The following is a 19923-nucleotide window of genomic DNA, read 5'->3' on the forward strand; positions in this document are numbered from 1 at the left end:
TTCTCCTCAGGTTCAGCCCCCCTGATGCGCAAAGACTTGCGTGTTGCGACTGAACCGGAAATGAATGCGCCAAACAGAAAACGGGAGAGAGACATGCAGCAGCGCAAACTGGGCAAGACGGGGTATGACGTCAGCGAGATCGGGCTCGGCACCTGGCAGCTGGGCGAGAGCTTCGGGCCGGTCAATGACGAGTCCGCCAGAACGATTCTGAAGACGGCGCGGTCGCTCGACGTCAATTTTTGGGATACGGCAGATGTTTATGGCATGGGCCAGTCGGAAAGCCGGATCGGCGGTTTCGACGACAAGGCCGGAGTGCGCGTCGCGACCAAGCTGGGGCGCAACGGCGATATCTTTCCGGGGCGCAGCGGCTTCACCCGCAAGGCGCTGAAGGAGAGCCTGACCGGATCGATCAAGCGGCTGGGCGTCGAGACGCTGGACCTGGCGCAATTGCACACGGTGCCGACCGAGGTGCTGCGCGATGGCGAGATCTTCAATCACATGGACGACCTGCGCGACGAGGGGCTGATGCGCCACTACGGCGCCAGCGTCGAAAACACCGAAGAGGCGCTGCTGGCCATGCGCCACGACGGTGTCGCGACGCTGCAGGTGATCTTCAACCTGTTCCGGCAGGACTATATCGACGAGGTGTTCCCCCAGGCGCTAGAAAAGAACGTCGGCATCATCGTGCGGCTGCCGCTCGCCTCGGGCCTGCTCAGCGGCAAGTGGACCAAGGACACGACCTTCGCCGAGACCGACCACCGGAACTTCAACGCCAATGGCGAAAAGTTCAACGTTGGCGAGACCTTCTCGGGCCTGCCGTTCAAGACGGGCGTCGAGCTGGCCGACCAGCTCAAGCAGATGGCGCCAAACTATCCGCTGAGCCAGTTCGCGCTGCGCTGGATTCTCGAACAGCCTGCGGTGTCGACCATCATCGCCGGGGTGACGCGGGCCGAACAGCTGAAGGGCAATGTCGAGGCGGCCGGCCGCGACCCTATCGAGCCGGCGCTGATGGACAAGCTCAAGGACTGGTACGCCGACAAGGTGCGCCCCGCGATCCGCGGCCGGATTTGAGCCGCGCATGTGTTCGCGTGGGCCGGGCGTGATCGCCCGGCCCCTTCCATAGGGGGCCACCGCTTCCTAGATTAGCCGTTCCCGCCATCGCCCAAGAGTCCTGACATGTCCGAACATCCCGCCTTCGAACTCGTGCGCGAGGAGCAGATCGACGAAATCAGTTCCCTGGCGAAGCTTTACCAGCACAAGGCGACCGGGGCGGAGGTGCTGAGCCTCGTCAACGAAGACGAGAACAAGGTGTTCGGCATCACCTTCAAGACGCCGCCGGAGGATTCGACCGGCGTGGCGCATATTCTCGAGCATTCGGTGCTGTGCGGTAGCCGGAAATATCCGGTCAAGAAGCCCTTCGTCGAGCTGTTGAAGGGCTCGCTGCAGACCTTCCTCAACGCCATGACGTTTTCGGACAAGACCGCCTATCCGGTGGCGAGCCAGAACCTCAAGGATTTCTACAATCTCGTCGATGTCTATCTCGACGCGGTGCTGTTTCCGCTGATCTCGGAAGACACGTTCCGCCAGGAGGGCTGGCACTACGAACTCGACAACACGCAGGGGCCGATGGTCTACAAGGGCGTGGTGTTCAACGAAATGAAGGGCGCCTATTCCTCGCCCGCCGCGGTGATGGGCAAGGCCAGCCGGCTGTCGCTTTATCCCGACACGACTTATGGCGTCGATTCAGGCGGCGACCCGCGCGCCATTCCCGATCTCACCTATGAATATTTCAAGGGCTTCCACGAGCGCTTCTATCATCCGTCGAATGCGCGGGTGGTGTTTTACGGCAATGACGATCCGGCAAAGCGGCTCGAACTGCTCGAAGGCTATTTCAGCCAGTTCGAGCGGATCGACCCCAAGTCGGATGTGGCGCTGCAGCCGCGCTGGGATGCGCCGCGCAAGCTGGTGCAGACCTATGCGGCGACCGAAGACGAGGCGGCCGGCAAGACATCCATGGTCACCGTCAACTGGATGCTTGACGATATCAAGGATCCGGGCACGCTGCTGGCGCTGAATGTGCTGGAGGCCATTCTGGTTGGCACGCCAGCGGCGCCGCTCAGGAAGGCGCTGATCGATTCCGGGCTGGGCGAAGGGCTGACCGGCTCGGGTTTTGCCGATGGCATGCAGCAGCCCTATTTCACCTTCGGGCTGAAGGGCATCGACGGGGCCGACGCTGACAAGGTCGAGGCGCTGATCATCGAGACGCTGGACGATCTGAGCAAGACCGGGCTCGACCCCAAGACGGTGGAGGCGGCGCTGAACTCGGCCGAGTTCGCGCTGCGCGAAAACAATACCGGATCGTTCCCGCGCGGCATCGCGCTGATGTTCCGCTCGCTGGGGACGTGGCTCTATGAGGGCGATCCGCTGTCGCCGCTGCAGTTCGAGGCGCCGCTTGCGGCGCTGAAGCAAAAGCTCGAGGCTGGCGAGCCGGTGTTCGAAACGCTGATCCGCACGCATCTGCTCGACAATACGCATCGCAGCACCGTGCTGCTCAAACCCGATCCCCAAAAGGCCGCGATCGAGGCGGAAGAAGAGCGGGCGCGGCTCGATGCGGCGCAGCAGGCGCTCGACCCCGAGGGTCTTGCCGCGGTGGCCGAGCAGACGCGGCACCTCAAGGCGCTGCAGGAAGAGGGCGACACGCCCGAGGCGCTGGCCAAGGTGCCGAGCCTCGAACTCGAAGACCTGCCGCGCACCAACCGGCCGATTCCGATTGCGCATGAGACGGTCGGAGAGACGCCGGTCTATACCCATGACCTGCCGACCAATGGCGTGGTCTATCTCGATCTCGGGTTCGACCTGAAAACGCTGCCCGGGCGGCTGTTGCCCTATCTGCCGATCTTCATCCGGGCGCTGACCCAGACGGGGACGAGCCAGGAAGATTTCGTGGCGCTGATGCAGCGCATCGGGCGGACGACCGGTGGCGTCGGCGCCAACCGCTGGATCGCCAGCCGGCATGACGGCGCGGGCACGGCGGCGTGGCTGTTCGTGCGCGGCAAGGCGACGCCCGACCATACCGGCGACATGCTCGACATCATGCATGACGTCTTGACCGATGCGCGGCTCGACAATCGCGACCGCATCCGGCAGATGGCGCTGGAGAGCAAGGCGGGCTTTGAAAGCTCGCTGGCCGGCATGGGCAATGGCATTGTGGCGATGCGGCTGCGCGCGGCGTTCAACGAGGCTGACTGGCTCAACGAAATGATGGGCGGCGTCACCCATTACGACTTCCTCAAGACGCTGACCAAGCAGATCGACGCGGACTGGCCGGCGGTGCAGGCGGCGCTGGAAGAGATCCGCAGCCTGTTGATCGGGCGGCGTGGGATGATCGCCAATGTGACGGCCGACAGCGAGTCCCTGGCGGCATTCCGCCCCGAGCTCGCGGCTTTCCTCGACCGGCTACCGGCCGGCGGGGCGCCTCATGGCGACTGGGGTTTTGCACAGAGCGGCACGTCGGAAGGACTGACCTTTCCGGGACAGGTCAACTACGTGGCCAAGGGCGCCAATCTCAAGGCGCTGGGCTTTGTGCCGACCGGCGCGACCTCGGTCGCGGTGAAGCATCTGAACACCACCTACATGTGGGACAAGGTGCGGGTGCAGGGCGGCGCCTATGGCGGCTCGGCGGGGTTCGACCCCTATTCGGGCACTTTCGCCTTCACCTCCTATCGCGATCCGAACCTGCTCGAGACGCTGGATGTCTATGACGGGGCGGCGAAGTTCCTCGCCAAGGGTGTCGGCCCGCAGGACCTGACGCGTTCGGTGATCGGGGTGATCGGTTCGGTCGATACCTATCGGCTGCCCGACGCCAAAGGGTTCACCTCGCTGATCTGGCAGCTCACCGGCGACACCGAGCAGTCACGGCAGAAGCGGCGCGACGAAATCCTTGCGACCAGCGACGCCGATTTCGAGGCGCTGGCCAATGCGCTCGGCCAGATGGCCGAGCAGGGTCAGGTGGTGGTGCTGGGGTCGGAAAAGGCGATCAAGGCTGCCAATGCCGAGCGCGGCGACTTTCTGAAGCTCACCAAGGTGATGTGAGACCGCGCTTTGCCCACACACACGGTGTGGGCAATCGGCGCGGCAGCTATCTGGCCAGGCGGCCCAGAAGATAGGGCACCACCGAGGCCCATGCGCTGAGCGAGGCCGGGCGCGTCTCAGAGGCAATTGCCGACGGTTCTGCGTCCGCGCTGTCGCTCGCCTCGGGCGCGGCCGCGATGACGGTCTGGCGGAAATCGCGCAGCACGATGTCCCAATAGGCGACGGTATCGTCGAAATTGCGCTGGCTGACGCCGAAGTCGAGATTGACGTCCATCTCCAGCGCAACGGTGCCGTCAGGGGTGAGGTAGGTCTTGCCGAAGCGGGCGTCGCGGTTCCAGGCGTTCAGCACATCGACGGCGACGTCGGCGCCGCTCCAGCCGGCGTAGAACTGGATCGACCGGCAGTGCTTGTTGTCGTCGTCGCAGCCGTAGAAATACACGTGGTACTTGGTGCCATCGATGCGGGCGAAGATTCTTGGGTCGCCAATGCTGTCGGTCTCGGTGACGGCCGAGCCGAAGCCACTGACCAGCGAGCGGATCAGTTCAGGGTCGGAACCATCGACGAGGTTGTCCGCCAGTGCGGGAGCGGCGGACAGAGTGAAGGTTGCGCTCAAAAGCAGCGCGGCAAATTTTCTCATCATGGCAAATCTCTTCGGTCTCGTGGCGCCAGGCACGTATTGGCGGCCGACGGTGTCGCGCCACATGATGGCGGCAAAGCGGCCCCGGGCGGGGTCAGCGCCCGCCGATCGCAATTTGTGGGACTGGACGTGCCCGGGGCCTCGCTTCCGGCTACTTCGAGAGTGCCTCGACCAGATAGGGCAGGCTGGTATCCATGCGATAATCGATGCCGGAGTGGTTGTCGTAGAACTCCTCATAGCGGTGGTCGATGCCGCGGGCCGTGAGGGTCTTGTGGATGCGGCGGGTGCCGTAAAGGATGTTGTACTGGTCCTCGGTGCCGCAATCGAGGAAGAAGCCCTTGAGCTTGCCGATGGCCTCGGCGTGGGTTTCGACCATCACCGCCGGGTCCCATTTCAGCCAGTTGGCCCAGCGCTCCTCGATCAGTTCGCAGGTGTCCATGGTGACCGGCAGGCGCAGGCCGAGGAAGGTGTCCGGGTCGGGATCGGGATCGTAGCTCGCGGCCTGGGCCAGCATGAGCAGCACCATGGTGTCGCTGCCATCGACCTTGTGCTTTTTCTCGAAGTGGTTGAACCAGGCCTCGATGCTGTCGTGGCGGGCGAGGGCACGCAGCGTGTTGGGGAATTCGGCGGCATAGAGCAGCTCGAACCCGGCGTCGCCGGAATGGCTCGCTGCGGCAGACCACACATCGGGGTGCAGCATGGCGTGCACCAGGGCGCCAAAGCCGCCCGAACTCTTGCCGAAAATGCCGCGCCGACCCTCGCCACCACAGCCGAAACGGGTTTCGACCGCCGGCAGCACCTCGGCAATGAGGAAATGTTCCCAGGGGCCCATGACGGTGCTGTTGACATATTGATTGCCGCCGAGCCGGGTGAAGCAATCGGGGAAGGCGACGACGGCCGGGGCCATAGTGCCCTCGCCGATCAGCCGGTCGAGGCGCTCGGGCAGATTCTCCTCAAAGCCCTTCCAGTTGGTGTGCGACGGGCCGCCGCCGGTGAAGCCGACGAGATCGACAAGCAGCGGCAGATCGGAGCCATCCTGACCATGCGGGACATAGACATCCACGCGCCGGGCCGCTTGCTCGCCGAGCCGGTTGCTGGCCAGCGCCGTGCTTTCGACAGTGAGCCGATGGACGGTTCCGGCGGGGTGGGGCGTGCGGCGCATAATGGATTCCTTCAATGCTGTGCACTGGTTGTGTCGCCCGCGTGCGGCTTTGGCAACCCGGTGCGTCGATGATCGCGGGTTCGGGCCAGAGGAACGAAACTCGCTCAGTGAAGTAATGGTAACGTCGTCATAAGTAACTGTTTTCGCTGCGAAAGAATCGGCTTAGTGATCGAGCTAGCACTCCACCATTGAGAGTGCCAACAGAAAGGTTCTGCGCAATGAGCAAGAAGTCTCCTACAACGCGGACTGGCTATCGCGACGCTCGCGATGGGCAGTTCATTTCGAAAGAGTCGTTCGATAGAAGATCTCCGGCTAACACTGTGAAGGAGCGTGTGCCCCTTCCTGGGCATGGGGACACTAAGAAGCGGTAGCCCCGAGCGGCCGACAAAGGACTCCATGCAGACTGCCCGTGGTCCGAAAGGATCACGGGCTTTTTGTTGGCAAGTCGTGTTGAACCGGCGGGCGCAAAGGCCGTTATGATGGGGCATGGCACCCTTTCTCACCCGTGACCTGAAGGTCATCCCGATCGAGGCCTATATCGATCCGCCCGTGCCGCGCGAGCGGGCGATCATCACGCATGGGCATGCCGATCACGCGCGGGCAGGGCATGGGAGCGTCCTGGCGACACCCGACACGATCGCCATCATGCAGACTCGCTATGGCGCCGATTGTGCGCAGCGGTTCGAGCCGCTGCCGTTCGGCCAAAAGCGTGAGATCGACGGGGTCACCGTCAGCCTGCATCCGGCGGGACATATCCTGGGTTCGGCGCAGGTGCTGCTGGAGTATAAGGGCCAGCGCATTGTCGTCACAGGGGACTACAAGCGGCTCGTGGACCGCACGGCACAGCCGTTCGAGCTGGTCAGATGCGACCTGCTGGTGACCGAGGCGACCTTCGGGCTGCCGGTGTTCCAGCATCCCGACCCCGCCGACGAGATGGCGCGCTTCCTGCGCTCGGTCGCCAGCTATCCCGAGCGCGCGCATGTGATCGGGTCGTATGCGCTGGGCAAGGCCCAGCGGGTGATCGCGCTGCTGCGCGATGCCGGATATGACGCGCCGATTTACCTCCATGGCGCGATGATCCGGCTGTGTGAACTCTATGAGAGCCAGGGGGTGGCGCTGGGCGATTTGCGGCCGTCGCTGGGCGTCGCAAAGGCCGAGCTGATGGGGCAGGTGGTGATTGCGCCGCCCTCGGCGATCAAGGATCGCTGGAGCCGGCGGCTGCCCGACCCGGTGCTGGCGGTGGCCTCTGGCTGGATGAGCGTCAAGCAGCGGGCACGCCAGAGCGGGGTGGAACTTCCGCTGGTGATTTCGGACCACGCCGACTGGAACGAGCTGCGCGCGACGATTGCCGATACCGGCGCCGAAACGGTGTGGGTGACACATGGGCGCGAGGATGCGCTGGTCTATCACTGCCGCCAGCAGGGGCTGGAGGCAGAGCCGCTGAGCATCCAGGCCTATGACGATGGCGAGGGTGGCGACGGAGCGGAGGACGTGGCCGAGGACAGCGCCGCATGAGAGCCTTTGCGCAATTGATGGAAGTGCTGGCGCTGACGCCGTCGCGCAATCGCAAGATCGAGGCGATGGCGAATTACTTCCGCACGACGCCGGACCCGGATCGGGGGATTGCGCTGGCGATCCTCACCGGCGGCATGAGCTTTCGCAACGTCAAGCCGGCGGGTCTGCGCGAGGTGGTGCTGGCCGAGGTCGACCCGCATCTGTTCGCGCTGAGCTATGATTATGTCGGGGATCTGGGCGAGACGATCGCGCTGATCTGGCCGCATCACGGCGACGAAGAACCGCTTCCATCGCTGAGCCAGCTGGTGGAACTGTTCAACACGACCAGCAAGGCCGAACTGCCCAAGCTGATCGGCGCGCTCTTGACCCGTGCCTCGATCAACGAGCGCTGGGCGCTGGTGAAGTTTGCGACGGGCGCGCTGCGGATCGGCGTGTCGGCGCGGCTGGCGAAGACGGCGCTGAGCGAGATGAGCGGCGTCCCGCTGCAAGATATCGAAGAAATCTGGAACGGGCTGAAGCCGCCCTATGCGGAGCTCTTCGCCTGGCTCGAGGGCAAGGCCACGCGGCCGGATATCGACCACGCAGCGCGGTTTCATCCGCTGATGCTCTCGAACCCGATCGACGAGGAAAAAGACCTCGCCAAGCTGGCGCCGGAGGATTTTTCGGCGGAATGGAAATGGGACGGCATCCGGGTGCAGCTGATCGCGGCCGAGGGGCAGGTGTCGCTGTTTTCGCGTACCGGCGACGATATCGCGGCGGCCTTTCCGGACGTCGTCGACAGCGTGTTCGGGGACGCGGTGCTGGATGGCGAACTGCTGGTCGGCGCAGATTTCGCGCCGGCGTCGTTCAACGATCTGCAGCAGCGGCTGAACCGCAAGGTGGCGGTGGCCAAGCATCTGACGGCCTATCCGGCCTTCATCCGGGTCTATGATATCCTGTTCGATGCGGGCGAGGATGTGCGCAAGCTAAGCTGGACTGAGCGGCGGCAGCGGCTCGAGGCCTGGTTCGCCCAGCACCCGCAGACGCGGCTCGACCTGTCGCCGGTGATCGATTTCACCGATTGGGAGGAGCTGGCGGAAATCCGCCGGCGTGGCGCAGACGAGCATGGCCATGAAGGGGTGATGGTGAAGCTGCGCAGCTCGCCCTATGTGCCCGGCCGGCCGAAGGGCTACTGGTTCAAATGGAAGCGCGACCCCAATATCGTCGATGCGGTGCTGATGTATGCGCAGCGCGGGCACGGCAAGCGCTCGTCGTTTTACTCCGACTACACATTCGGGGTGTGGAAGGGCAACGAGATCGTCCCCATCGGCAAGGCCTATTTCGGTTTCACCGATGAGGAGCTGAAGCAGCTCGACAAATGGGTGCGGGCCAATACGGTGCAAAGCTTCGGGCCGGTGCGCGAGGTGAAAAAGCAGCTGGTCTTTGAAGTGGCATTCGATTCCGCGCAGGTTTCCACCCGGCACAAATCCGGCGTGGCGCTGCGGTTTCCGCGGATCAACCGCATCCGCTGGGACAAGCCGGCCAATGAGGCGGCCAGCCTCGAGGACATGCAGATTTTCATCGGAGCAAGCTGACAGATGTCGCTAACCAATAATGAGCGCCGGATCGCGGCGCTGGAAAAGCAGATGGCCGAGGCCGTGGCGCGCGAGGACTACGAGGCGGCGGCCAAGCTGCGCGACGAGATCGTGGCGATGACCGATGGCGGGGTGCGCAAGCCGCCGCCGGGGGAGATGGGGCTCGGGACGCAGGTGCCGGTGGTGGCGCCACCGTCGGGCTGGGTGCGCCCGAAAAAGCCCGACCTCAAGACCAATACGCGGCCGCGCCGGCGGCCCTGACTTCTTCGCCTATTCGGCCGGAACGAGGCGACTGTCGCGCAGCACCAGCTGTTGCGGCGCCGGGGTGCCCTCGGTGCCGATCCAGGCAACGACCGGCTCGGTCTCGAGGGTGCCATCGGCGAAGCGCGCCAGCAGATAGTCGAGCGTTGCGCGGTTGGTGACGACGATGCCGCCGCGGGTCGACTCGATATCGGCGGCGATATCGGGTGGTGCGTCGTGGACGACCATGGCGAGGGCCTCGTCGGTCGAGGCGAAGACCATGCGGATCAGCAGCGCCTGCCCGTCGAGCCGCGCGATGCCGTAGAGCGGTCCCTCGGTCGCAGCGGTGGCGGCGAGCAGATAAAGATCGTCAGAGAGCGGTGCGAAGCGGGCAGTGAACGAACCATCGGCGACCACATAGGCCGTGCCGTCGCGCGTGAATATCGACGGTTCGTCGTCGGCGATTTCATAGCCGTCGGGGTGCGCCTCGTAGGGCGTCATCTCGAACGTGTCGGGCAGCGGCGTGACGGTTTCGGCGTCACTGACCAGCAGGGTGGGCGAGGTGATTGTGCAGGCCGTGAGCGCGACGGCGCATGCGGTGAGCAGCGCCAGACGCGGCAGCGTTGTCACTCGGCGGGCTCGCGCTGGTCCTGCGCGCTCTCCTGTCCGAGCCGTTCGGCGGCCAGTTTGCGGATCTGCCGCAACTCGCCAATGGTGGTTTCGAGGTCGCCCAATTGGCGTTCGAGCAGGTCGAGCCGTTCGTCGACCTTGCTGATCAGCAGGCTGACCTGGGCGGTCTGCGAATGCGCATCATACAGGCTGAGATAGTCCGAGATATCGCGCAGCGAAAAACCGAGCCGCTTGCCGCGCAGAATGAGGATCAGCCGGGCCCGGTCGCGGCGGCGGAAGACGCGGGTGCCGCCGACGCGCTCGGGACTGAGCAGGCCCTTCGACTCGTAAAAGCGGATAGCGCGAGTCGATATGTCGAACTCACGCGCCAGATCGGCGATCGCGTACAAATCCCGGTTGTCGGTCTCAGGCCGGTTCATCGTGGCTCTTTCGCTCCCCATATTCCTGCCGCAGCTCCTTTTTGGACAGCTTGCCAATCAGGGTCTTGGGCAGTTCGGCTTTGAAGATGATCTCGCGCGGCACTTCCAGCTTGCTCAGATGGTCCGAGGCGAAGGCCTTGAGTTCCGATTCCGTGGCTTCGGCGCCATCCTTGAGCTTGACGAAGGCGACTGGGGCTTCGCCGCGCCGCGGATCAGGAACGCCGATTACCGTGACCTCGTCTACCGCAGGGTGGTGCATCAATGCCTCCTCGACGTTGCGCGGATAGATGTTGAAGCCGGAGCAGATGATCAGGTCCTTGATGCGATCGACGATGAAGACATAGCCGTCCTCGTCCATGATCCCGACATCGCCGCTGCGCAGCCAGCCGTCGGTAAAGGCGTTTCGCGTCGCGTCATCGTCCCCGAAGTAGCCGCGCATGACCTGCGGGCCCTTCACCTGAAGTTCGCCGCGTTCCCCCGTCGGCACCACTTCACCGGTCTCGATGTCGACCATGCGGATGTCCGTGCCGGGGATCGGCAGGCCGATGGAATGGGGCTTCGAGGCGACCGCCAGCGCGGCGCAGCAGACGACCGGCGAGGATTCGGTGAGCCCGTAGCCCTCGGCGACACGGGCACGGGAGACCTTCGACCATGCTTCGACGACTTCCTCGGTCAGCGGCGCGCCGCCGCAGACGACGAGCTCCAGCGTATTGAGCGCGGCAGAGGCCTTCTCCCCGCCGCGGGCGAGGGTCTGCACCAGGGTCGGCACGGCGGGCATCACGTTGGCGCCAGTACGTACCAGCAGATCGAGCAGGCCCTTCATGTCGAAGCGCGGCATCATCACCACCTGCGCGCCGTGGCAGAGCGGCAGGTTCATGCAGGCGGTCATCGCGAAGATATGGAAGAAGGGCAGCACGGCCACGATGCGGGTCGGCGGGTTGAACAGGCCGTCGCCCCATATGCCGAGCTGGCTGACATTGGCCGACACGTTGGCGTGGCTCAGCATGGCGCCGCGCGGCAGCCCGGTGGTGCCGCCGGTATATTGCTGGATGGCGATGTCGTGTTCGGCGTCGATGCTGACCGGAGTCGGCTTGTGCCGCCCGGCGAGCAGCTTGTCGAACGGGGTGATCCTGTCGGCGATGGGCGAGTCGGCGGGTTTTGCCAAATCGCCGCTCTTTGCCACCTTGTAGAGCACCTTTTTCACCGCCGGCAGTACGTCGGGGAAGTGGCAGACGATGAGGTCGCGCAGGTGGCCCTCCCTGGCGACCGCCTCGGCCTTCTTGAAGACCTGGGCAACGTCCAGCGTCACCATCAGCTCGGCGCCGGAATTGCCGACGATGTGGCTCAGCTCACCGACGGTATAGAGCGGGTTACAGTTGACCACGGTGCCACCGGCCCGCAGCACGCCGTAATAGGCGATGACGTAGAAAGGCGTGTTGGGCAGCAGCATGGCGACCCGCGTGCCCTTCTTGACGCCGAACTTTTGCTGCAGGGCGCCGGCGAAGGCCTCGATGGCGGCGCCGAGCTCGCGGAAGCGGGTCTTGCGCCCGAGAAAGTCGAGCGCGTCGGCGTTGGGGGTCTTCTCGCACATGGCCAGCACGCGTTCATGCACCGGCGTCGTGTCGATCTCGACGTTCCAGTCGATACCTTCGGGATAACTGGCAAGCCAGGGGCGTTGCGTTACCTCAGCCATATCTTCCTCCCGGACAGTTCTCTGTCCTTTGCCAGGATTATTCCATCTCCTGTCGTTAACGTCAAAGCATGGACTTAACCGCTTTAAACACAACAGATGATTGCTCAAGGGCAATGCGTTCTCCTCTTCGGAAGTTGCAGCAGAAGCCCTCGGTTGACGTATACGTCAACCAGTCCTATCTTTGCTCCAATGCCCGAGGTCTGGCGGTTTGCCGCGCGACGTAATGGGCCTGCTGTGGGAGGCTGGCGTGGTATTTTTCCTGATCGCTCTCGGACTGGTCGCGTTTGCGGTGCTGGCGATGCGGCGTGCACCGATCTGGCAATGGGCCGTTGCGGCGCTGGTGCTGGGCCTCCTCAGCCGGATTTCGCCCGACGGGATTGCGACGGGAACGCTTGGCTGGGCGGTGGCGCTGTTGCCGGCGGTCCTCCTCGGTCTCATGGCGCTGACCCCGGTGCGGCGCATGGTGCTGATCGCGCCAGCCTATGGAGTGGTCAAATCCATCCTCCCCAAGGTCAGCCGCACGGAGCAGGAAGCGCTGGATGCGGGGACCGTGGGCTGGGATGCCGAACTGTTCTCGGGCCGGCCGCAATGGGACAAGCTGTTCGAGATCGAAAAGCCGACGCTGACGGCAGAGGAACAGGCGTTCCTCGACGGCCCGGTCGAGACCGTGTGCGCGATGATCGACGACTGGGACACGCGGCACAATCGCGCCGACCTGTCGCCCGAGGTCTGGCAGTATCTCAAGGATAACGGCTTTCTCGGCATGCTGATCGGCAAGGAACACGGCGGGTTGGGCTTTTCGGCCCAGGCGCAGAGCCAGGTGGTCTCCAAGATCGCCAGCCGCTCGGTTGCTGCGGGCATCACCGTGATGGTGCCGAACTCGTTGGGGCCGGGCGAACTGCTGGAAAAATACGGCACGCCGGCGCAGAAGGAGCAGTATCTCGGCCGCCTCGCCAAGGGGCAGGAGGTGCCGTGTTTTGCGCTGACCGGACCGCATGCCGGCTCGGACGCCGCGGGGATGCGCGATATCGGCGTCGTCTGCCACGACATGTACCAGGGCAAGAAGACGCTCGGGGTGAAGCTGAGCTGGGACAAGCGCTACATCACGCTGGCGCCGGTCGCGACGCTGCTGGGGCTCGCCTTCCACCTGCGCGATCCGGACCACCTGATCGGCGAGACCGAGAACGTGGGGATCACGCTGGCGCTGGTGCCGGCGGATTATCCGGGGGTGAAGATCGGGCGGCGGCATTATCCGGCGCGGTCGGCGTTCATGAACGGGCCGACCGAGGGGCGCAATGTCTTCATCCCGATGGAATTTCTGATCGGCGGCACCGATTATGCCGGCCAGGGCTGGCGCATGCTGATGGAGTGCCTTGCCACCGGGCGGGCGATCTCGCTGCCGGCGATCGGCACGGTGTCGATCAAGCACGCGCTGCGGGTGACTTCTGCCTATGCGCGGATCCGGCGCCAGTTCGCCATTCCGATCGGCGTCATGGAGGGCGTTGCCGAGCCGCTCGGCCGCATGGTGCGCTCGGCCTATGCCTATGAGGCGGCGCGCGGGCTGACGGCGGCGATGGTCGATGCCGGGCAGAAGCCGGCGGTGATCTCGGCGCTGCTCAAATATCGCACCACCGAGGCGATGCGCGACCGGATCAATGACGCGATGGATATCCATGGCGGCCGCGCCGTGCAGGATGGCCCGTCGAACTATCTGTTCGGCGGCTATGCGACGACGCCGGTGGCGATCACCGTCGAGGGCGCGAACATTCTGACGCGCACGCTGATCACCTTCGCGCAAGGCGCGCTCAGGGCGCATCCCTATCTCTACAAGGAGATCGCCGCGGCGCAGGATCCGAACCGCAAGGCCGGCATCGCCGCCTTCGACACGGCGTTCTGCGGCCATGTCAGTTTCATGCTGCGCAATATCTTGGGCAGTTTCCTCCATGCGATGAGTTTCGGCGCGTTTGCCTCGACACCGACCAAGGACGAGATGGCGCATTGGTATCGCCAGCTCAGCCGCTACAGCCAGAGCTTTGCGCTGGTCGGCGACTGGACGGTAGCGTTCCTCGGGGGTGACCTCAAGCGCAAGCAGAACCTCTCTGGCCGGATGGCGGATATCCTCAGCGATCTCTATCTGCTGAGCGCCGTGCTGAAGCGCTACGAGGACGAAGGGCGGATCGCCGAGGACCGGCCGCTGGTCGATGCGATCGCCCGCGACCTGATCTATTCGATGGAACAGAGCTTTGCCGGGGTATTCGCCAATTTCCCCAATGTCGTCTTGCGCTATCTGATGCGGTTCCTGGTGTTTCCGCTGGGACGGCACGCGCGGCCGGCGTCCGACAGTTCGGGCTATCGGCTGGCCAAGGCGATCATGCAGCCGGGCACATTTCGCGACCGAATGACGGCCGGCACCTTCGTTTCGATGGACCCAAAGGACGTGACAGGCGTTCTCGAAGACGCGCTGATCAAGGTGACCAATGCGGCCGAGATCGAAAAGACATTCGTCAAGGCGGTGAAAACCGGCAAGATCGCTCGCCGGCTGGATCGCGATGCGATTTCCGATGCCATAGAAGCGGGCGTCCTGACGGAGTCGGAAGCGGCGACGTTGCGGCTGGCTGATCAGGCGACAGACAAGGTGATCCGCGTCGACGATTTCGATCCGGACGAACTGGCGTCGCGTCAGGTGCCGCGCGCACCCGAGATGGGCGCAGCCGCCGAATAGACGCGGAAACGGGAGACGAGCATGGCGCAGCCAAACCTGCCGCACACCAAGCACTGGCGGTTCGAAATCGACATCGAGCAGATCGGCTGGCTGGTGATCGACACGCCGAAATCGTCGGTGAATACGCTCGGTCGCGAGGCGATCGGCGAGCTCGAGACGCTGGTGGTGCGGTTCGAGGAACTGGCGGCGGAGGGTGCGCTGAAGGGCGTGGTGCTGATGTCGGACAAGGACAGCGGCTTCATTGCCGGCGCCGATGTCGCCGAGTTCGACGACATGTCCGAGCCGGCGACGCTGACCGTGGCGCTGGAGCGCACGCACCGGCTGTTCGACCGCATCGAGGCGCTGAAGATTCCGATGGTCGCGGCGATCCATGGCTTCTGTCTCGGGGGCGGGCTGGAGCTGTCGCTCGCCTGCCGCTATCGCATCGCGGTCAATGACGAGCGCACGCGCATCGGCTTTCCCGAGGTCAATCTGGGGATTTTCCCCGGCTTCGGCGGCACCGGCAGGTCCGTCCGGCAGGCGGGACCGATCGATGCGATGCAGATCATGCTGACCGCCAAGATGCTGCGCGCCGGCGCGGCCAAGCGCCTTGGGCTGGTCGACAAGCTGGTACGGCATCGTGACAATCTGCGCTGGGAAGGCCGCAAGGCGGTGCTGCAGAAGCGCTCCAGCTCGCCCGCGTCGCTGCTGAAGCGGGTGATGGCGATGGGGCCGCTGCGCAGCTATGCGGCCAGGAAGATGCGTGAAGGGGCGGAAAAGAAGGCCAATCCCGCGTTCTATCCCGCACCCTATGCGCTGATCGATCTGTTCGAAGCGCATGGCGACGACTGGCAGGCGATGAAGCGGGGCGAGATCGAGCGCTTCGTGCCGCTGATGGCGACCGATACGGCGCGCAACCTGCGCCGGGTGTTCTTTTTGTCCGAGAGCCTGAAGCGGCAGGGTCTGCGCGGGAGCGAAAAGCCCACGTTCCGCCGGGTGCATGTGGTGGGCGCCGGCGTGATGGGCGGCGATATCGCAGCCTGGTGCGCCTATCGCGGGCTTGGCGTGACGCTGCAGGACCTCGATATGGAGCGGATCACCCCGGCACTGGAGCGCGCCAAGGGGCTGTTCAAGAAGCGGCTGAAGAGCAAGCGCGAGGTCGACGCGGCGGTGGCGCGGCTCGAGGCCGACCCCGAAGGCAAGGGCATGGCGCGGGCCGATGTGATCATCGAGGCCGTGGTCGAGAACCTAGAGATCAAGCACAAGATTTTCGTCGATGCCGAAGAGCGGACGAAGCCCGAAGCGATCCTTGCGACCAATACCTCGTCGATCGAGCTCGAACGGATCGCCGAGGGGCTGAAGAATCCCAGCCGGCTGATCGGGCTCCATTTCTTCAATCCGGTGGCGCAGCTGCCGCTGGTCGAGGTGATCCGCTCGCGGTTCAATACCGACCTCGATATCGCGCGGGGTGCGAGCTTTGCGCTGGCGATTTCCAAGAGCCCGGTGGTGGTGAAGTCGGCGCCGGGCTTCCTCGTGAACCGGGTGCTGATGCCCTATATGCTGGGCGCGGTGCAACGGCTCGAAAACGGCGCGCCGAAGGAAGATATCGACGCCGCCGCGGTGGCCTTCGGCATGCCGATGGGGCCGATCGAACTGATGGACACCGTCGGGCTGGATGTCGGCAAATCGGTGGCCGAAGAGCTCGGCCACGAGGTGCCCGAGGGCAGCCAGTTCGCGCGGCTGATTGCCGAGAACAAGCTGGGCCGCAAGACCGGCGAGGGCTTTTACAAATGGCAGAACGGCAAGCCGGTGAAGACCGGCACCGCGGCGCCAGGCGATGCCACACTGGGCGCCGAACTGGTGAAGCCGCTGGTCGATGCCACTGAGATCGCCGTCGGTGATGATGTGGTGGCGAGCGAAGACCTCGCCGATATCGGCGTGATCCTCGGCACGGGCTTTGCGCCGTTTCGCGGTGGTCCGCTGCAGGCGCGCAAGGAAGGAAGCGTATGATGACCGAATTGCGCAAGGTTGCCATTGTGGGCTCGGCCCGCATCCCGTTCACACGGGCCCATACCGGCTATGCCGAGGAGGGGAACCTGACGATGCTCGGCGCCACGCTGAAGGGGCTGGCTGAAAAGTACGGGCTGGTGGGCGAGAAGATCGACGAGGTGATGGCGGGCGCCGTGCTCAGCCATAGCCGGGACTTCAACCTGGCGCGCGAAGCGGCGCTGGACGCCGGGCTGTCACCGCGTACGCCCGGCACGAATATTCAGATCGCCTGTGGCACCTCGCTGCAGGCGGCGCTGATCCTCGGCGCCAAGATCGCCATCGGCGAGATCGACAGCGGCATCGCGGGAGGGACCGATACGGTGTCCGACGCGCCGGTGGTGTTCGGCAACCGGTTCCAGCATCGGGCCATTGCGCTCAGCCGGGCGCGGACGCTGGGCGAGCGCGCCGCGGCGTTCAAGGGTTTCAGTTTCGGCGAACTGGCGCCGGTGGCTCCGTCGACGCAGGAGATGCGGACGGGCCTCTCCATGGGCGAACATTGCGAGCTGATGGCCAAGCGCTGGGAGATTCCGCGCGAGGATCAGGACCGGCTGGCGCTCAGGAGCCACAGGAACGCCGCAGAAGCCTATGCCGAGGGCTTTCACGACGATCTCGTCGTGCCGTTTGCCGGTATCCTCAAGGACAACAATATCCGGCCCGACACGACGCTCGAAAAGATGAGCGGCATGAAGCCGGCTTTCGACAAGAGTTCGGGCAAGGGCACGCTGACCGCCGCCAATTCGACCCCGCTCACCGATGGCGCGGCCTCGGTGCTGCTCGCCAGCGAAGAGTGGGCCAAGGCCCGGGACCTGCCGATCCTCGCCTATCTGACGATGGGACAGGTGGCGGCGAACGACTATGCGCATGGCGACGGGCTGCTGATGGCCCCGACCATTGCGGTGTCGGACATGCTGCGGCGCGCCAATATGGGCTTCGAGGATATTGATCTGTTCGAACTGCACGAAGCCTTTGCGGCACAAGTTCTCGCGACGCTGAAGGCGTGGAAGGATCCCGACTACAGCCGCGAGGTGCTCGACCGCGACGTACCGCTGGGCGCGATCGAGGCGGACAGGATTAATGTCAAAGGCTCGAGCCTTGCCTATGGGCATCCATTCGCGGCGACTGGCGCGCGTATTCTCGGCTTGACGGCGAAACTGCTGAACACGCAGGACAAGCAGCGCGCGCTGATCTCGGTGTGCACGGCCGGCGGCATGGGTGTCGCGGCGCTTGTCGAAAGGGCAGCCTGACCATGGCAGACAATGTGATCAAGTTTCGCAAGATCGAAAAGAAGCCCGAAGAGCCCAAGAAGACGCCGGGCGGCGGGCCGCCGAACTGGCCAAGTTGGCTGCCTTTCGCCGTTCTGGTGGCGATTGCAGTGGCAATTGTCCTCGCACAGCAGAGCGGGCTGATTGGCGGCTGACGTCTGTATAGCTGCGCCGACCACATGTGTGTGAGCCGTTGACGCTTACGTCACGCTTTCGCTTGTCAACGTTACATTGGCCGTTCTAGGCTCATGTCTTCAAGGCCCGTGGGGAGACCCTCGGGCCTTACAACAAGACGCAACCGGGCCCGGTGAGGTCCGGCTAAATGAAACATCGATCAAGGAGATGGGACGAGTATGAAACATGCATCCATGCTGAAAGCAGCAGGGCTTGCGACGGCACTGGCGCTGTCCACCGCCTTCGGCGCGCAGGCACAGACCCTGCGCATGTTCAATGGCGGTGAGCCCGCTTCGATCGATCCTCACCGGGTGTCCGGTGACTGGGAAAACCGCATCGTCGGTGACTATCTCGAAGGTCTGATGACCGAAGACGCGAATGCCGAGCCGATTCTCGGTCAGGCCGCGTCCTACGAGGTCAATGACGACGGCACCGTCTATACATTCACGCTGCGCGACGACGTCACCTGGACCGACGGAACGCCCGTGACGGCGCAGGATTTCGAGTACGCCTTCAAGCGTCTGCTCGATCCCGAAATGGCGGCCGACTACGCCTATCTGCAGTATCCGATCAAGAACGCCGAAGCGGTCAACACCGGCGAGATGGAGATTGATGAGCTCGGCGTGAAGGTGATCGACGACAAGACGATCGAATTCACCCTCGAGGCTCCGGCGCCCTTCTTCCTCGACGCTCTGACCCACTACACCGCCTATCCGGTGCCGACGCATCTGGTCGAAGAGCTCGGCGAAGAGTGGATCCGCCCGGAAAACATCGTCGCCAACGGCCCGTACAAGATCGTCGAGTGGGTGCCGAACAGCTATATCCGCTCGGAAAAGAACGACGAATACTACGACGCCGAGAACGTGCAGATCGAGGAAGTCTACTACTACGCGATGGACGACATCGCGGCCGCGCTGCAGCGCTACCGTGCCGGCGAGTTCGACATCCTGACCGACTTCCCGACCGACCAGTACTCGCTGCTGCAGGAGCAGTATGAAGGCCAGGCGCATGTGGCGCCGTTCCTCGGCCTGTACTACTACGTGATCAACCACAACAAGGAAGAGCTTCAGGACATGGATGTCCTCGAAGCCATGTCCAAGGCGATCAACCGCGAAGTGATCGGGCCGGACATCCTGGGTACGGGCGAACTGCCGGCCTATGGCTGGGTGCCGCCGGGCACTGCCAACTACGACTTCGACGAGTACCGTCCGGATTGGGCCGATCTGCCCTATGACGAGCGCGTCGCCGAAGCCATCGCGACGATGGAAGAGGCCGGCTACAGCTCCGACAATCCGCTGAACCTGCAGCTCAAGTACAACACCAACGACAACCACCAGCGGATCGCCGTGGCGATCGCCGCCATGTGGGAGCCGCTGCATATCAATGTCGAGCTGTTCAACTCCGAAGTCGCGGTGCACTACGACGCGCTGCAGAACAACGACTTCGACGGTGTCGGCCGTGCCGGCTGGCTGATGGACTACAATGATGCCATCAACATGCTGGAGCTGCTGCGCTCCGACATCATCTACAACTATGGCCGCTACAAGAACGAAGAGTTCGACTCGCTGCTGCGTGAGAGCGCGACCATTCTCGACATGGAAGAGCGCGGCAAGGTGCTGCGTGACGCCGAAGTGATCGCGATGAGCGAAACCGCTGCATTCCCGATCTACTACTATGTGTCCAAGAATGTCGTGTCGCCTTCGATCGAAGGCTTCGAGGACAATGCCAAGGACATCCACCGCACCCGTTGGTTGACCAAGTCCGAAGACTAAGCT

The 19923-nt window shown here is 64.1% G+C and carries 15 protein-coding genes; 10 read left to right on the forward strand and 5 right to left on the reverse strand.

The annotated features are described in order from the left end of the window. The first annotated feature begins 93 nt into the window (after positions 1-93). Together ACN0TK_RS10400 and ACN0TK_RS10405 are read left to right on the forward strand one after the other, a co-directional pair. On the forward strand, positions 94-1071 hold the full coding sequence (locus ACN0TK_RS10400; RefSeq protein ID WP_417309418.1) for an aldo/keto reductase: 978 nt from the start codon (positions 94-96) through the stop codon (positions 1069-1071). 105 nt (positions 1072-1176) lie between these two features. Further along, positions 1177-4092 (forward strand): insulinase family protein, encoded by a 2916-nt coding sequence (locus tag ACN0TK_RS10405; RefSeq protein WP_417309419.1) that lies wholly within the window; start codon positions 1177-1179, stop codon positions 4090-4092. A gap of 46 nt (positions 4093-4138) precedes the next feature. On the opposite strand, the gene ACN0TK_RS10410 is transcribed toward ACN0TK_RS10405, so the two are convergent. Both ACN0TK_RS10410 and ACN0TK_RS10415 read right to left on the reverse strand, forming a co-directional pair. Further along, the gene (locus ACN0TK_RS10410; RefSeq protein WP_417309420.1) at positions 4139-4732 is read right to left on the reverse strand and encodes a YbjN domain-containing protein; all 594 of its coding nucleotides are present in this window, start codon (positions 4730-4732) and stop codon (positions 4139-4141) included. A gap of 148 nt (positions 4733-4880) precedes the next feature. Continuing rightward, positions 4881-5891, reverse strand: coding sequence for an alpha/beta hydrolase (locus ACN0TK_RS10415; protein ID WP_417309421.1), 1011 nt, complete (start codon positions 5889-5891; stop codon positions 4881-4883). 486 nt (positions 5892-6377) lie between these two features. Here ACN0TK_RS10415 and ACN0TK_RS10420 point away from each other — a divergent pair, with 486 nt between their 5' ends. The 3 genes from ACN0TK_RS10420 to ACN0TK_RS10430 are packed head-to-tail and all read left to right on the forward strand — an operon-like array spanning position 6378 to position 9241. Further along, positions 6378-7406: a ligase-associated DNA damage response exonuclease gene (locus ACN0TK_RS10420; RefSeq protein ID WP_417309422.1), complete on the forward strand. Its 1029-nt coding sequence runs from the start codon at positions 6378-6380 to the stop codon at positions 7404-7406. Then, positions 7403-8980, forward strand: a complete 1578-nt coding sequence (locus tag ACN0TK_RS10425) for a cisplatin damage response ATP-dependent DNA ligase (RefSeq protein WP_417309423.1) — start codon at positions 7403-7405, stop codon at positions 8978-8980. The genes ACN0TK_RS10420 and ACN0TK_RS10425 overlap by 4 nt, the downstream gene beginning before the upstream one ends. A 3-nt stretch (positions 8981-8983) precedes the next feature. Then, complete coding sequence (locus tag ACN0TK_RS10430) at positions 8984-9241, forward strand: UvrB/UvrC motif-containing protein (protein ID WP_417309424.1); 258 nt, start codon at positions 8984-8986, stop codon at positions 9239-9241. Between the two features lie 9 nt (positions 9242-9250). Here ACN0TK_RS10430 and ACN0TK_RS10435 read toward each other — a convergent pair whose 3' ends face one another. From ACN0TK_RS10435 to ACN0TK_RS10445, 3 genes are read right to left on the reverse strand one after another with little or no spacing between them, the layout of a single operon-like run. Further along, complete coding sequence (locus tag ACN0TK_RS10435) at positions 9251-9850, reverse strand: hypothetical protein (protein WP_417309425.1); 600 nt, start codon at positions 9848-9850, stop codon at positions 9251-9253. Next, on the reverse strand, positions 9847-10269 hold the full coding sequence (locus ACN0TK_RS10440) for a MerR family transcriptional regulator (RefSeq protein WP_417309426.1): 423 nt from the start codon (positions 10267-10269) through the stop codon (positions 9847-9849). The genes ACN0TK_RS10435 and ACN0TK_RS10440 overlap by 4 nt, the downstream gene beginning before the upstream one ends. Beyond that, the gene (locus ACN0TK_RS10445; RefSeq protein ID WP_417309427.1) at positions 10256-11962 is read right to left on the reverse strand and encodes a long-chain-fatty-acid--CoA ligase; all 1707 of its coding nucleotides are present in this window, start codon (positions 11960-11962) and stop codon (positions 10256-10258) included. Before ACN0TK_RS10445 ends, ACN0TK_RS10440 begins: the two co-directional genes overlap by 14 nt. Positions 11963-12209: 247 nt before the next feature. On the opposite strand from ACN0TK_RS10445, the gene ACN0TK_RS10450 reads away from it, so the two are divergent. The 5 genes from ACN0TK_RS10450 (at position 12210) to ACN0TK_RS10470 (ending at position 19920) form a co-directional block, all read left to right on the forward strand. Continuing rightward, on the forward strand, positions 12210-14684 hold the full coding sequence (locus ACN0TK_RS10450; protein WP_417309428.1) for an acyl-CoA dehydrogenase: 2475 nt from the start codon (positions 12210-12212) through the stop codon (positions 14682-14684). Between the two features lie 21 nt (positions 14685-14705). Continuing rightward, positions 14706-16673, forward strand: a complete 1968-nt coding sequence (locus ACN0TK_RS10455; RefSeq protein ID WP_417309429.1) for a 3-hydroxyacyl-CoA dehydrogenase NAD-binding domain-containing protein — start codon at positions 14706-14708, stop codon at positions 16671-16673. Then, on the forward strand, positions 16673-17956 hold the full coding sequence (locus ACN0TK_RS10460; RefSeq protein WP_417309430.1) for an acetyl-CoA C-acetyltransferase: 1284 nt from the start codon (positions 16673-16675) through the stop codon (positions 17954-17956). Before ACN0TK_RS10455 ends, ACN0TK_RS10460 begins: the two co-directional genes overlap by 1 nt. 2 nt (positions 17957-17958) lie before the next feature. Beyond that, a complete protein-coding gene (locus ACN0TK_RS10465) occupies positions 17959-18129 on the forward strand; it encodes a hypothetical protein (RefSeq protein WP_417309431.1) in 171 nt (56 codons plus the stop codon). Positions 18130-18327: 198 nt separating this feature from the next. Further along, a complete protein-coding gene (locus ACN0TK_RS10470) occupies positions 18328-19920 on the forward strand; it encodes a peptide ABC transporter substrate-binding protein (protein WP_417309432.1) in 1593 nt (530 codons plus the stop codon). Positions 19921-19923 lie beyond the last annotated feature (3 nt).

This window comes from Devosia sp. (genome assembly GCF_048261455.1).
GTDB lineage: Bacteria > Pseudomonadota > Alphaproteobacteria > Rhizobiales > Devosiaceae > Devosia_A.